Source organism: Lachnospiraceae bacterium oral taxon 500 (assembly GCA_002999035.1).
Lineage (GTDB): Bacteria > Bacillota > Clostridia > Lachnospirales > Vallitaleaceae > W11650.
This window is the reverse complement of record CP027241.1, coordinates 425,638-439,055: the sequence shown is the minus strand read 5'-3', so window position 1 is coordinate 439,055 and position 13,418 is coordinate 425,638. Positions and strand designations below refer to the sequence as shown.

8 protein-coding genes are annotated in these 13,418 nt (G+C 46.8%); 6 read left to right on the top strand and 2 right to left on the bottom strand.

Going from position 1 to position 13,418, the window contains the following annotated elements:
- Positions 1–18 precede the first annotated feature (18 nt).
- Positions 19–3,450, top strand: coding sequence for a hypothetical protein (locus C3V36_02100; GenBank protein AVM68151.1), 3,432 nt, complete (start codon positions 19–21; stop codon positions 3,448–3,450).
- A gap of 75 nt (positions 3,451–3,525) precedes the next feature.
- Here C3V36_02100 and C3V36_02095 read toward each other — a convergent pair whose 3' ends face one another.
- On the bottom strand, positions 3,526–4,659 hold the full coding sequence (locus C3V36_02095) for a hypothetical protein (GenBank protein AVM68150.1): 1,134 nt from the start codon (positions 4,657–4,659) through the stop codon (positions 3,526–3,528).
- A gap of 700 nt (positions 4,660–5,359) precedes the next feature.
- Here C3V36_02095 and C3V36_02090 point away from each other — a divergent pair.
- From C3V36_02090 to C3V36_02080, 3 genes are all read left to right on the top strand, one after another.
- Positions 5,360–7,057, top strand: a complete 1,698-nt coding sequence (locus C3V36_02090; GenBank protein AVM68149.1) for a pyridine nucleotide-disulfide oxidoreductase — start codon at positions 5,360–5,362, stop codon at positions 7,055–7,057.
- Between the two features lie 124 nt (positions 7,058–7,181).
- The gene (locus tag C3V36_02085) at positions 7,182–8,444 is read left to right on the top strand and encodes a YeeE/YedE family protein (GenBank protein ID AVM68148.1); all 1,263 of its coding nucleotides are present in this window, start codon (positions 7,182–7,184) and stop codon (positions 8,442–8,444) included.
- Positions 8,445–8,564: 120 nt separating this feature from the next.
- A complete protein-coding gene (locus C3V36_02080; GenBank protein ID AVM68147.1) occupies positions 8,565–9,893 on the top strand; it encodes an amino acid ABC transporter permease in 1,329 nt (442 codons plus the stop codon).
- Between the two features lie 1,075 nt (positions 9,894–10,968).
- Here C3V36_02080 and C3V36_02075 read toward each other — a convergent pair.
- Entirely contained in the window at positions 10,969–11,175 is a 207-nt protein-coding gene (locus C3V36_02075; protein ID AVM68146.1) for a hypothetical protein, read from the bottom strand.
- A gap of 367 nt (positions 11,176–11,542) precedes the next feature.
- On the opposite strand from C3V36_02075, the gene C3V36_02070 reads away from it, so the two are divergent.
- On the top strand, positions 11,543–12,076 hold the full coding sequence (locus tag C3V36_02070; GenBank protein ID AVM68145.1) for an adenylate kinase: 534 nt from the start codon (positions 11,543–11,545) through the stop codon (positions 12,074–12,076).
- Positions 12,077–12,170: 94 nt separating this feature from the next.
- Positions 12,171–13,382, top strand: a complete 1,212-nt coding sequence (locus C3V36_02065; protein AVM68144.1) for a 6-phosphofructokinase — start codon at positions 12,171–12,173, stop codon at positions 13,380–13,382.
- The last annotated feature ends 36 nt before the right edge of the window (positions 13,383–13,418 follow it).

Below are 13,418 nucleotides of genomic sequence, written 5' to 3'. Positions count from 1 at the left end.
TACGACAAGGAGAGCGGCATGAATTGGAATGATTTATTTTTACCGCATATTTTAAAGCGGGGTGAGCGCTATTTTAAAGAAGGCCGGGTGATTGGTCTGTCCAGAAAAGGAAAGACATATTCCGCTTACGTTGACGGTAGCGGCAGCACTTACCGGGTCAGTGTCCGCCTCGATCAAGATGGGCTGGGGCAGGCCGATTGTTCCTGCCCTTACGCTCAGTCCGGCATGTACTGCAAGCATATGGCGGCAGTGCTGTATGCGCTGGAACCGGGGAAAGAGAAGCCGGAGGCGGTGGTTCTGCCGATTCTTAAAGTTCCGGAAAAGGAAATTTTGCGGTTCACCACCAAAGCCGCCTATCAGCGAAATCAATATTTTACCTATGCCCAGCACTTTGAAGTCAGGCAGTTGCCGAACGGTATGTACCGGATTCGAAATGAATGGGGATATATGGAGGAATCTCAGGAAATTTTACTGAACAATGATCTTAGTATCAATAATTTTTCATGCACCTGCAATGAGGAGCAAATGTTTGCTGCCCAAAAGTTTTGTCCGCATTTAAATGCTGTGATTGCGGCGGTGAATGGCAAAAATATGCTGTTAAAAAACATTCCTGTGCTCAAAAGCGACTTTCCCCTGCCGGATTGCCATCTTTTGCCGGTGCCGTCAGCGGAAACGGCTGCCGAAAAAGAAGTTCGCCTGACCCGGCAAAGATATCAGTACTATGCCAATCAAACGGCCTTTTACTGTGAAAATCTGGTGGAGTCGTCCCACCGACCGCCGCTGTTTCAGATCGAACCGCCGGAGGAAAGCGGCGTGGAACTACAGGCCTATTTATTCTATGAAAGCAATGAAGCCGCTGTCTCGCAGCCGGCACTGTACTTTAAGATAGGAACCGATTTTGCCTATAAAATAAAGAACTTGTCTCAGTTTTTAAATCGGGTGGAGGAAGATGAGTTTTATCGCTATGGGCAAAAATTAGCTTTTGCGCATAAACGCAGTGCTTTTACCGAAGAGGCTTGGCGCTTGATTAGCATTTTAAGGCATTGCCGGTATTTGTCGGAGTATTCTTTCGGTTTTTTGCCCTTGGCCGAAGCACCATTGGATGAATTATTTGATTTTTTTAGTGAAAATCCCGGCTTGCTGTATGATGCGACGCTGACCGAAAGCGAGCAGAATCCGGAACTGCGGATTCTGCCGCTGGACTATGGTTTTTATCAGCTGGATGACAGCGGGCTGACAAAGCCGATGTTTTTAGCGGAGCGGTACGCTTACCGGATTACCGGACAGGTTTGGGAGCGCATTGTTTTTCCGGATATGCGGGCACTGGAAGAGGTGCTGTATTTGATTACCGGCGCGCATCCGCATATTATTTTTGATGAAGCGTCCCGGCCGGCTGTTCAGGCCTTGGTGGACAGAGCAAACGGCGAGCAGGAAGCGGAAACGGAACCCTTGGCCTTTAAGCTGGATTTGGACAAGGACAGTATCCGGATTGAAATTGAGGGCGACCATCATTCCGAATTGGCGGGGCAGCTGACAGAGGCACTGGAGCTGAGCGGCTGCTTTCTGAAAAACGGTGCGTATCATTTTTCCGGGGTTGACCAGCAGTGGCTGAATGAACTGACCAGGGAACTGGAGAATTACGGCGAAGTATGGGTATCTGAGGAGCTGAAAGCCTATCACAAAGTATGCCGGGCTGCACCGGCGCTGCATGTCCGGCAGAAGGGAAGCGTTTTAAAGCTGGATATTGAGTTTAACGATATGGATGCCAAGGAAATTGCCGCCATCCTGAGAAGCTTTCGCCGCAAAAGGGAATATCATAAGCTGAAAAGCGGGGAGACTATTAAGCTGGATTTGCCGTCCTGGCAGGAGTTGTCGGATTTTGCCGAAAATCAAAATATTTTGCCGGAGGAGCTGGCTGGGGGCGAGGTTGAGCTGCCAATGCAGCAGTTGTTTTCGCTGGCGGCGGAAAAGCTGCCGGTTCATTTTGACGAGGATGTGCAGGCTATTCGTCAAAGGTTTGAGGCTCACCGGATGACGGATTTTGTTTTGCCGGCAGCGGCCCAAAAATTGTTAAAGCCGTATCAAGTTGAGGGCGTCCGGTTTTTAAAGCTGCTGGAAAGTCTGAACTTAAACGGCATTTTAGCGGATGATATGGGACTGGGCAAGACCTTACAGACTTTGACGATTTTAGCCGAGCAGCAGGATAAGCCGTCGCTGGTGATTTGTCCGGCTTCTTTGATCTATAACTGGCGCGATGAAGCGGCTCGCTTTTTTCCGGAAATGAAGGTGGCCTGTGTGCTGGGCACGAAAGAGGAACGCGAGCGCCTGTGGCAGGCGGCCGGGGAATATCAGCTTTTGGTGACGGGCTATGACTATTTGCTCCGAGATTTGCCGGAGCTGCGGGTGATGAGCTTTTATTATGTGATTTTGGATGAGTCGCAGCGGATTAAGAATATGCAGACCAAGTCGGCCAAGGCGGCTAAACTCCTGACCAGCGAGCACCGGCTGGCTCTATCCGGTACGCCGATTGAAAATAATCTAGCGGAGCTGTGGTCGGTCTTTGACTTTTTGATGCCGGGCTATCTTTATTCCTATGCCCGTTTCCGCAAAAAATTGGAACTGCCGATTGTTCGGGGAGAGCAAAGTGAGGCGGCTGCGCGGCTAAAGGCTTTGACTTCGCCCTTTATTTTGCGGCGGCTGAAAAAGGATGTGCTGACGGATTTGCCGGAAAAGGTGGAAAAGGTCTTTACCGTGGAGCTATCGGCCGAAGAGCGGCGGGTTTACGCTGCGCTGGAGGCTTCGGTGTCGCGGACGATTCGGAGTATGCTGGGCGAAAACGGCGGCGAGATTGGAGTCGAGGTGTTGGCGCTGCTCACCCGGCTGCGCCTGATGTGCTGCGACCGCAGTTTGGCAGAAGCGGGGGTTTTGCAGACCGGCAGCAAGGTCAAGGCCTGCATTCGGCTGGTACTGGAACTGATGAGTCAAAACCAGCAGATTTTGATTTTTTCATCCTTTACCAAGGTTTTGGAGCTTTTGGCAGCGGAACTGGATCGGCTGCATTTGTCTTATCGGATTTTATGGGGGTCAACGCCCAAAGAAGAGCGGCATCAGGCGGTGCAGGACTTTCAGGCCGGCCGCTTCGGTGTGTTTTTAATCTCGCTGAAAGCAGGCGGCACGGGCTTAAATCTGACCGAAGCGCAGGCGGTGATTCATTTTGACCCGTGGTGGAATAAGGCAGCGATGAATCAGGCGACCGACCGGGCCTACCGGATTGGCCAGCGCCAGTCGGTCAGCGTTTATTCGATGATTGTGGCGGATTCGATTGAGGAGCGAATCTTTGAACTGCAAAATAAAAAATGGAGCTTGGCCGAGCAGTTTATTGACGGCGACGGCAAGGCTTTGAAAAAACTGTCGGTTGAGGAGTTTATGGAGTTATTTGAGCGGAAGTAATTAAAAAATGCCAAGGCAGGGAAAAAAATTGCCTTGGCATTTTTGGATAGTTAATTATGGGATTAAGAATAATTTTTACAACAGAAAACTTTCTCCTACCCGTCCTTTCCAGACATCGGAACTGCCGTAAAAGCCGGGAACACGCACCATGTTCAGGGCTTCCAGTTCCCGTTCCAGTGTATAACCGGGGATGCTGTTGCGGCCTAAGAGCATATTCATATTTCGCGGCAGCAGGCGGGAAACGATTTGATTATGAATCTTGCCGGCATTCATCAAAGAGGCAAACATGTGGGCTTCATTATCTGAGGTAATTGCCACCAGATAATGATAGGTCTGATGGCTGGCAAAAAAGCCGAATAAAAGTCCCATAGACAGATTGCTGGAACTTTGGTCATAGCCGTACAGTTCCTGAATCTGGTCAATTCGAAAAACTTCCAGCCCTTCCTGATAGCTGACGACGTAATTGGGGGTAATATAACATTTGCACTGCTTAACAAACAGGGTTTCCGGCAAATTGATTTCTTCCAGGCCCCGGGCGTATTCCGGGTCATTGGCGTACAACTGACGGCACATTGCGATTTTGCGGTCTTTTTTGACTTGACGCTTAAGGATGCGGATTGCTTCAAACAGCCCGGCTCCAAAAAAAGCCAAAAAACCGGCCAGCAGCAGCCAGCTTTTGATATCCAAATGCTGCCAGAACTTTTCGCCGGTGGAATACTCCAGGTAGGCGTTGCCCAGATACTGAAAAGGATCGGTGATTGCATCATCGCCGACATAGGCGCTGTAATATTCACCGGCCAGCGCTATAAAATCATCGGACGGGACCTGAAGATAGCCGTTGAGGTGAACCGGCGGTACGGTCTTGCCTTCGGAATAGGTGGCATCGATTAAGTCTTTTAAACCGGATTTCTCAAAGCCTTCTTTGGAGATACGGAACATATAATCATGAAGAATATCGCTATCTTTTTCGGCAGTACTTAAAAATAAATATTGATTGCCTTCATCGTCTTCACCGAAGGGCTGGCTGGCGTATTTGGCATCGATATAAACATAATCGCCGAAGCTATCGGCGGAGATAATATTTTCTCCGCTAATGGCCAGTTTGATCAGCCACAGGCTGAAGCCGCCTGCTGCCGCCATAATCAGCACAAGAAAGCTGACCCTGAGAATTGTTAGGGCTTTTCCAGTTTTAAACATCTGTTTTTCCATGATTTCCTCCCAATGGATTATTTTGTTTTTAATATTTTTCCATAGGGTATTATAGACCAAGTTTTCGGGTGAGTCAACCGAGAGATTGAGGTCTTTTTTTTGCATTTCTGTTTTAATTCCCATTTTTCAATAATTTGTCTATCTTTATAAGATTTTGCGCATAGCTTATTTTTAAAAAATAATATAGTATAATTAATGGAATGTTTATTTTTTGTTTTGCAATACAGATTGGGATTTGCGTATTTATTCAGGAAGTGATTTTGTCGGGAACGGATTTTATGAGATGAGAAGCAGCTGGAAAAATTTCAGGCTAAGCCGAAAACGGCGGAACTCCTGCCGGTATCGGTGGAAGTAGAAGCAGGAAAAGACGGGCAGGATGTTTGGCGGATTAAAGTTAAAGGGGAAAAAATATATTCGATTATCTGGGACGGCGGTACACAGATTTGCGTTAAAAAAATGTAAAACAAAAATAAATTTTTCTGAAAAAAACGAAAAAATACCGGGATAATCCGAAATTTAGAAGTTTTCCATATTGAATTCTATCAAACGCATAGGCAAATTAGATAAAAAATACACTGAGATTTATGGGAATTGCTCAAAAAATAGGACTGATAGTTGTAATTTTAACAAAGGGATGGTATAATATATACATATAAGGTGAGGGAACAGTAATCAATCTTATTCCAGAATGGAGGAAAAAATGAGCAAAAGATATGTAGTAGTAGGCGGAGTAGCGGGCGGAGCATCGGCAGCGGCCAGAATTCGTCGGATCGATGAAAATGCCGATATTCAAATTTATGATAAGGGGCCGGATGTATCGTTTTCCAACTGCTGTCTGCCCAACCATTTAAGCGGCGAAGTCAAGCACAGCGATGACTTGGTGCTGTATGATCCGGTGGCCTTTAAAAAGACCTTCAATTTAGACGCCAAGGTCAATCATGAAGTAGTTAAGATTTTGGCGGATGAGCATAAAGTAGTGGTCAGGAATGTAAAAACCGGCGAAGAGTTTGAGGACTCCTATGACTATTTGATCCTTTCTCCCGGTGCGGAAGCTATTCGGCCGGCATCAATTAAGAACATTGATGCCAAGAATGTTTTTGTCATTAAGAATGTGCAGGATATCCGCGACTTGGATGCTTTCTTAGAAGCCAATGAAGTAAAGGATATCTGCGTGGTTGGCGGCGGCTTTATCGGCGTGGAAGCAGCCGAATGTTTGAAGCATTCCGGCAAGAATGTAACTTTGGTGGAAGCGGCGAACCAAATTATGGCGCCGTTTGACTATGATATGGTACAGATGCTGCATAAGGAACTGTATGACAATCAGGTAGAATTGATTTTATCCGATTCGGTGACCGAGATTACGCCGGAAGAGGTTGTTTTAAAGAGCGGCAGGCGGGTAAAAGCGCAGGTTGTCATCATGGCTATCGGCGTTACGCCGGATGTAGCCTTTGCCAGAGAATCAGGCGTGAAGATCGGCGAAACCGGCGGTATTGTGGTAGATCATAATTTCCAGACCAATTTAAAAGATGTTTATGCGGTGGGAGATGCGATTGAAACCTTTAACTCCATTACCAAGCAAAAGACTCGGCTGCCGCTGGCTGGCCCCGCGCAAAGGCAGGCTCGGAATGCTGCTGACAGCTTGTTTGGCAAGCCTTTCCAAAACAAGGGCGTGATTGGCTCTTCCTGTATCCGGGTGTTTGGCCTGAACGCAGCCAACACGGGCTTAAATGAAAAGGAATGCCAAAAGCACGGCATTGATTACCGGGTAGCATTGGTGATGCCCAATGACAAGGTTGGCTTGATGCCGAATGCCAATCCGATCCACTTTAAGCTGATTTATGAGTATCCGAGTGGTAAGATTTTGGGTGCACAGTCGATCGGCAAGGGTGATGTGGTCAGACGGGTCAATGTCATTGCCACGATGATTACCATGCATGGCGATTTAGAGGACTTGAAAGAACTGGAACTGTGCTATGCACCGGCATTCGGTACGGCGAAGGACGCGGTCAATTTTGCGGCGCTGGCCGGCTTAAACTACTTAAACGGTGTATATGATCAGGTGCCGGTGACCAAGGTCAGAGAACTGGTCGAAAAAGGCGAATATATTTTGGATATCCGGGGCAAGGGCGCTTTTGAAAAGTCGCATGTTAAGGGTGCCGTCAATATCCCGATTGAGGAAATCAGAGAGCGTTATCATGAGATTCCCAAGGATCGGACAGTTTATGTTCACTGCCGGACTTCGTGGAACAGCTATTATGTCATTCAGGCCTTAAAGGGCTTTGGCTATCATAATGTGGTTAATATTCAGGGTTCGTTCTTAGCGCTGAGCTATTATGAATTCTTTAATGATGTCACCACCGGCAGAGAGCCGATTGTAACCGGATATAACTTTAAATAAATAACACTTTTTAATATCTGCTCTGACAGTCTGGCAGAGTGCGAGCGCAAAGCAATCAATAGTAAGGGGTCAAAAACTTTTTGACCCCAACCTTTTGAAAAGAAATGGAGTTTAGGAGGATATTATGAGTCAAACCTTAAAAACACAAATGGCAATTGGGCTGGGATTAATTGTATTAATGATCCTGTGGAGCTTTAATCTGCCGGCAAAATCCGTTGGCTTTTTAATCAGCGGCTTGTTCATTGGATACATTTTAACCCGTTCCCGCTTCGGTTTTGCGGGCGGTGTAAAAAGACCGTATATGACAGGCGATACGGCACTGAATGAAGCCTTGTTCTTTATGTTTACCATTACAGCGGTGGTGGTGGCAGCCATTCACTGGCATGCAGCCGACGGCGGTGCAGTCCTGGCCAGCTTAGCCAAAGAAGGCGATAAGGTGATACCGGGTTCGCAGTCGGTGCGGCCGCTGGATTTGGGTGTAATGATTGGCGGATTTTTATTTGGCGGCGGCATGATTATTGCCGGCGGCTGTGCTTCCGGTACATTGACGGATTTGGGCGAAGGCGCAGTGCGGTCTTTGATTGCCCTGGTCTTTTATATTATCGGTTCGCCGATTGGCCACTGGATGCGGGTTGTTTATGGAAAATCAGAAAATAAGATTGTCAATGTCAGCATGTATTTTCCGAACAGCTTCGGCTATGTCGGCTCAGTTGCGCTGACGGCGCTGCTGTTCTTGGTGCTGTTTTATATTGTTAAAGGATACAGCTACAAAAGAAAGCAGGCCGGAACTTATATTAAACCGGGTTATGAAGATATTGAAAAAGAGCTGGATTATGACAATGCTCCGTTCTTCAGCTATGCGACCTATCATCGCTTTTTCATTAAACGTTGGTCGTTTATGACGGGCGGAATCTTGCTGGCGCTGATGTTTATTTTTGTTTTGGTATCTACCGGAAAGACTTGGGGCGTAACTTCTGCCTTTACGACTTGGGGTGTCGCACTGTTTAGCCGGTTTGGCGTTGATTTTGCTGCTATTGGCGGATTTGATAAGGAAATTAAGGAAGCGGCTAATTTGCTGGCTCATAACGGAACAATCCGCAATATCGGTATTATCTTGGGTGCGTCCATTTCTTTCCTGTTAGCCGGACGGTTTACCATTGACCGGGATTTCAAAGCCAAGGACGCAGCCTGGTATGCGCTGGGCGGATTACTGATGGGTATCGGCGCCCGGTTTGCCAGAGGCTGTAATGTGGGTGCGCTTTATTCGGCGATTACCGCATTTTCGCTGCATGGCTGGGGTTTCCTGGTATTCATGACTCTGGGTGCGATTGTCTTTTTGAAATTATCGGAAGGAAAGCTGAATATCGTACCGAAACGTAATGTCTAAAATAATATACAAGAAGCGGAAATAAGAACGGAATAAGCCAAGGCGGCTCGAAGGGAGCGGTCTTGGCTTATCTTACCGTAAACGGATGTGCAGAGAATTCAAAGGAGTGATGCAAAGCATATGAAGAAAGACCAGAAATTAAGTCGGATTGATATTATGGCGCTGGTACTGGGCGCGATTATCGGCTGGGGCTCGTTTACCCTGCCGGGCAGTAAGTTTTTGCCGCAAAGCGGTGTAGTCAATACCATGCTTGGCTTTTTGCTGGGCGGCGTTTTGGTTTCGTTTGTGGTAATCGGCTATCGGACGCTGATGCAGAATAATCATGAGGATGGCGGCGAATTCAGCTATACCCTTCGCAACTTGGGACAGGGACATGGCTTTGTGGTTGGCTGGGCGCTGGTACTTTGCTATTTAAGCCTGGTGCCGCTGAATGCGACGGCGGCGGCCCTGATTTTAAAAGAAATTATTCCGGGTGGTCTCCGCTTTGGCTATTTGTATGAGGTGGCCGGCTATCCTGTTTATTTATCTGAAATCGGCATAGCGGCGCTGGTGGTAGTGATTTTTGCATATATCAATATTCGGGGAGTATCAGTCAGTGCCAAGGTGCAGCAGGTGCTGAGCGGGCTGCTGTTTTTTAATATTTTATTTGTGTTGCTCTATATGCTGTTTCACGTTGACTTGTCAGTTTTTTATCAAAATTATTTTGTCGGATATCGCTTTGATTTTCGTCAAATCAGCGGAGTGGTAGCAATTACGCCGTTTTTATTTGTCGGCTTTGATGTGGTGCCGCAGGTAACGACGGATTTGGGCTTTCCGGGTGAGAAAACAATTCGCATCAGTATTGTTACGGTTTTTATCGGCGCTTTTTTATATAATGCGCTAAACTGGGTGGCCGGGTTGGCTTTTTCTGCGGAGGAGGCGGCAGCGCAAAACTGGGCGGTCGGGGCAGCGGTGCTGCAATATATGGGCACAGGCGGATTCATTCTCTTGACCATGGCGCTGTTTGGTGCTGTCTTTGGCGGGATTAACGGTTTTATGATTAGTTCCAGTAAGCTGCTGGGGGCAATGGCTGCTTACCGGATGATTCCGGCCAAATATCAGGAAAAAAATCAGGTCGGCGTTTACCGCAATTCGATTTTATTTGTATCGGCGTTAAGTATTTTGGCACCTTTTTTGGGGCGGGAGATTATTATTTATGTGGTCGATATGTGTTCGCTGATGGCGGCAATTGTGTACGGCTATATTTGTTTTATCAGTATTCGCTATTCGGCCGGGAAATACCGGATAATGAGCTCTTTGGGTCTGCTTTCCAGTATTCTGTTTGTTGGCCTTTTGGTGTGGCCGGGCTCACCCAGTTGTTTGCAGTTGCCGTCGATTATTATCACGGTTTTATGGGTGGTTTTGGGGATATTTTATTATTTTACGGTTGCCACCAAAAAGAAAGCATAATTTTTGGCGAAAAAATAAAAAAACAAGAAAATTTGAAGAAAAGCTTGAAAAATACTGATAAAAATAGTAAAATAAAAAAGCAGTAAGAATTACTGACTAACCGGTTCGGAATCCATCCTATAAGACTGCCCGACAAGAAGCTTTTTGTCCTGTCGAAACGCGCGTTTCTGCACAGGTATAAAACCCATTTAAGGCAAAAAGGGTCTGCTCCGTTTGGACAAGGGACTGTGAAGGTAAGGACGGTAATTTTAGAGATAATTTTTTAATTTGAAAGGGAAAGGAAGAGCGCATGAAAGAAATGAAAAAAAATTGGCAAATCTGTTGGATGAAAGTAATCGGTTTTGCATTTGCGCTGTGCTTATTGCAGTTGGGATTTATTTCAACGGCTGAGGCTTTCATGGGAGATGATGAGATAAGAGTTAAGAAAATCTGGGAGGATCCGCAGCAACCGGGAGCAGCCGAAGTTACAGTGGTAGTACAAGGCACCATCGAGGGAGAAAATTTAAGTCCGGCTGAATTAGAGAACTTTAAATATTCGTTTATACTTAATGAGGCAAATTCGTGGGAAGCCTCTCAACTTAATGCTGTAACAGAATATCATAATAAAAAAGTCGAATATATCGCCACAGAAACAACGCAAGTGAGTGGTTATACCACCAGAATAGAGCGCCAGATGGATCCGCAGGCCAATGGAAGCGCAATATGGGTCTTTACCGTGACTAATTCTAAATATGTTCCGTTAACTCCCTATGTTCCGCGTGAAGAGGAAGAAGAGGAGGAGAAACCGAAACCGCAAGGCGATGAAGTGGAAATCATCAAAAAATGGGTCGGCGGCGAACCTGAGGGGGTAGACGAGATCTTGGTGCAGATGATTGCTACCGTTACATCTATGAGGGATAATGTCCCCAAAGTGGAAGAGCAGTATGGACATATATTCCGTCTTACCAAAGCGGATGGTTGGGCAGATCTCTATACCGTTCCCGGGGATGCTTTCCGTCCCGGTTATTCCGTCAAATATGAAATCAGGGAGATCACTCAGGTCCCCGGTTATACCAGTGAGGTTGGCGAATTTAAATTAGTGGATGCAGATTGGCCTGCTAATAGGGGACAAAAATGGATTTGTACAGTGACTAATACCAAGGTGGAAGAACCGAAACCGGAACCGAAGCCGGAGTCGGAATCGAAACCGGAGCCGGAATCGAAACCGGAATCGGAATCGAAACCGGAACCACAGCCGGATGAAAGTTTGGACGATAACGGCATTCCTATGGGAAATGCGCAATTACCGAAAACCAGTGGAGTTCCGGCAGGCTTGGTATGGTTGGTGGGTGCAATGATTGTTAGCGGCGGCTATGCCTTGAAAAAGAGAAAATAAATAAAAAAGTATAAAAAGGCAGGTTCTGCCTGAATAAAATAGAATGAATGTAAAAAGTAGCTGCGCTTAAGGCCTTTGCTTCAGAAAGGATTGAAATGATATTTTAAAATCCGGATGGCAACTTAGAGCAGCTGCTTTTTTGAAATTTTTGAGCTTTTTCTTGCGTATTTTTATAGATTACGTTACAATAAAGAGAGCGGTTTAAGCCGTGTTTTAAGTGCAAGAGCAGACGGCAAATAGAAAATGACAAATTGAGGGCTGGGAAAAGAGAATTATGATTGTATTGATTACCGGTGCTTCGCATACAGGGAAAACCTTGTTGGCACAAAGGCTTCTTGAAAAATATAAATATCCGTATTTGTCAATCGACCACTTAAAAATGGGGTTAATTCGCAGCGGTTATACAGACCTTACGCCAATGAGTGATGACGGGAAACTCACGGAATATTTATGGCCCGTTGTTTGCGGGATAATTAAAACCGCTATAGAGAATAAGCAAAATCTTATTGTTGAGGGCTGTTATATTCCTTTTTCATGGTCAAATAGCTTTGAACAAGAGTATCTTGAGAAGATACAATATTATTGTCTGGTCATGAGTGAGGAATATATAAGGAATCACTTTTCTGACATAAAGCGATATGCAAATGTTATTGAAAATCGTATCGATGATAAGTGGTGTACTTTGGAAAGCGTGTTAGCGGAGAATGTAAAGATGCTGGAATATGCCAGAAAATACAAGGTGAATTATGTGTTGATTGATGAGCGGTATGAAATTGATATTGATGAAAATAAATTATTCCAATTTTGATGATGTCCGTTGATGCAATACAATGTAGGATGAGCTGCTCACACCTAAGAAAGAAGAAGCAAGGAAAAATCAGCAGAATAAGGAGAAAAGCAAAATGAAAAACTTAGCAGTAGGGCAGTCCGGCGGGCCGACGGCAGTAATTAACGCTTCGCTGGCCGGGGTAATTGCAGCGGCGCAGAAAAATAAAAGCATTGGTAAGATTTATGGTATGATTTACGGAATTGAGGGCTTTTTGGCCGGCCGCCAAACCGAGTTAACTGATTTTTCGGCGGAAGAATTGACGCTCCTGCGGACAACGCCGGGGGCATATTTGGGCTCCTGCCGGTTTAAGCTGCCGGCCGAGACGGATGCACCGGTTTACCGGCAAATTTTTGAGCGGCTGGAGCAGGAGAACATTGGTTATTTCCTGTATATCGGCGGCAATGACTCCATGGATACGGTGGATAAGCTGGCGAAAGAAGCGGCGCGGCGCGGCAGTGACATTGTTTTTCTGGGGATTCCGAAAACAGTGGATAATGATTTGGTTTTGACCGACCATACGCCCGGCTTTGGCTCGGCGGCTAAATATGTGGCGGCATCGGTGCGCGGCGTAGTAGCCGATACCGATGCGTATGATTTAAAATCCGTGACGATTATGGAGATTATGGGGCGGCATGCCGGCTGGTTAACCGGTGCGGCGGCACTGGCCAGGCGCTATCCGGACGATAATCCGGCGCTGCTTTATCTGCCGGAGGTTCCCTTTGACCGGACGGCTTTTGTGGAAGCGGTTAGAACGGAACTGAGCCGGCGCAACAGCGTGGTGATTTGTGTATCGGAGGGGTTGAAAGACCAGGCAGGACATTTTGTGGCAGAAAATGCAGCCGCTATGGCGGAAGACAACTTTGGTCATAAGTTATTGTCGGGAGCGGCGGCCTATTTGGAGTCGGTTGTCCGGGATGAGATCGGGGTTAAGGTCAGGAGCTTTGACTTAGGACTGGCACAGCGTTCAGCCAGCCAAAGCCTGTCCCGCGCGGATGTAGAAGAAGCCGCTTTGGCTGGGGAGTTTGCGGTTGCTCAGGCAGTCAGCGGTCAAACCGGACAAATGGTTACTTTTCAGCGGGAGACAGGGGCAGAGTACCGGCTGCGCTGCGAACTGGCAGCGGTTGACCGGATTTGCAATCAGGAGAAAATGGTGCCGCGTCAGTGGCTGACCGCCGAGGGAACAGATGTTAGGGAAGAGTTTTTATCCTATCTTCGGCCACTGATTCAGGGCGAGATCTGCCCGCCGGCGGAGGATGGTTTGTCGAAGTTTTTGGTTAGAAAGTAAATCGGCTTTTCCCAATCGCAAGGCTTTCCTTTCTGC

Excerpts from the sequence above, each read along its gene's own strand:
- C3V36_02100 (AVM68151.1), top strand. The coding sequence starts at position 19 with ATGAATTGGAATGATTTATTTTTACCGCATATTTTAAAGCGGGGTGAG.
- C3V36_02095 (AVM68150.1), bottom strand. The coding sequence starts at position 4,659 with ATGGAAAAACAGATGTTTAAAACTGGAAAAGCCCTAACAATTCTCAGG.
- C3V36_02090 (AVM68149.1), top strand. The coding sequence starts at position 5,360 with ATGAGCAAAAGATATGTAGTAGTAGGCGGAGTAGCGGGCGGAGCATCG.
- C3V36_02085 (AVM68148.1), top strand. The coding sequence starts at position 7,182 with ATGAGTCAAACCTTAAAAACACAAATGGCAATTGGGCTGGGATTAATT.
- C3V36_02080 (AVM68147.1), top strand. The coding sequence starts at position 8,565 with ATGAAGAAAGACCAGAAATTAAGTCGGATTGATATTATGGCGCTGGTA.
- C3V36_02070 (AVM68145.1), top strand. The coding sequence starts at position 11,543 with ATGATTGTATTGATTACCGGTGCTTCGCATACAGGGAAAACCTTGTTG.
- C3V36_02065 (AVM68144.1), top strand. The coding sequence starts at position 12,171 with ATGAAAAACTTAGCAGTAGGGCAGTCCGGCGGGCCGACGGCAGTAATT.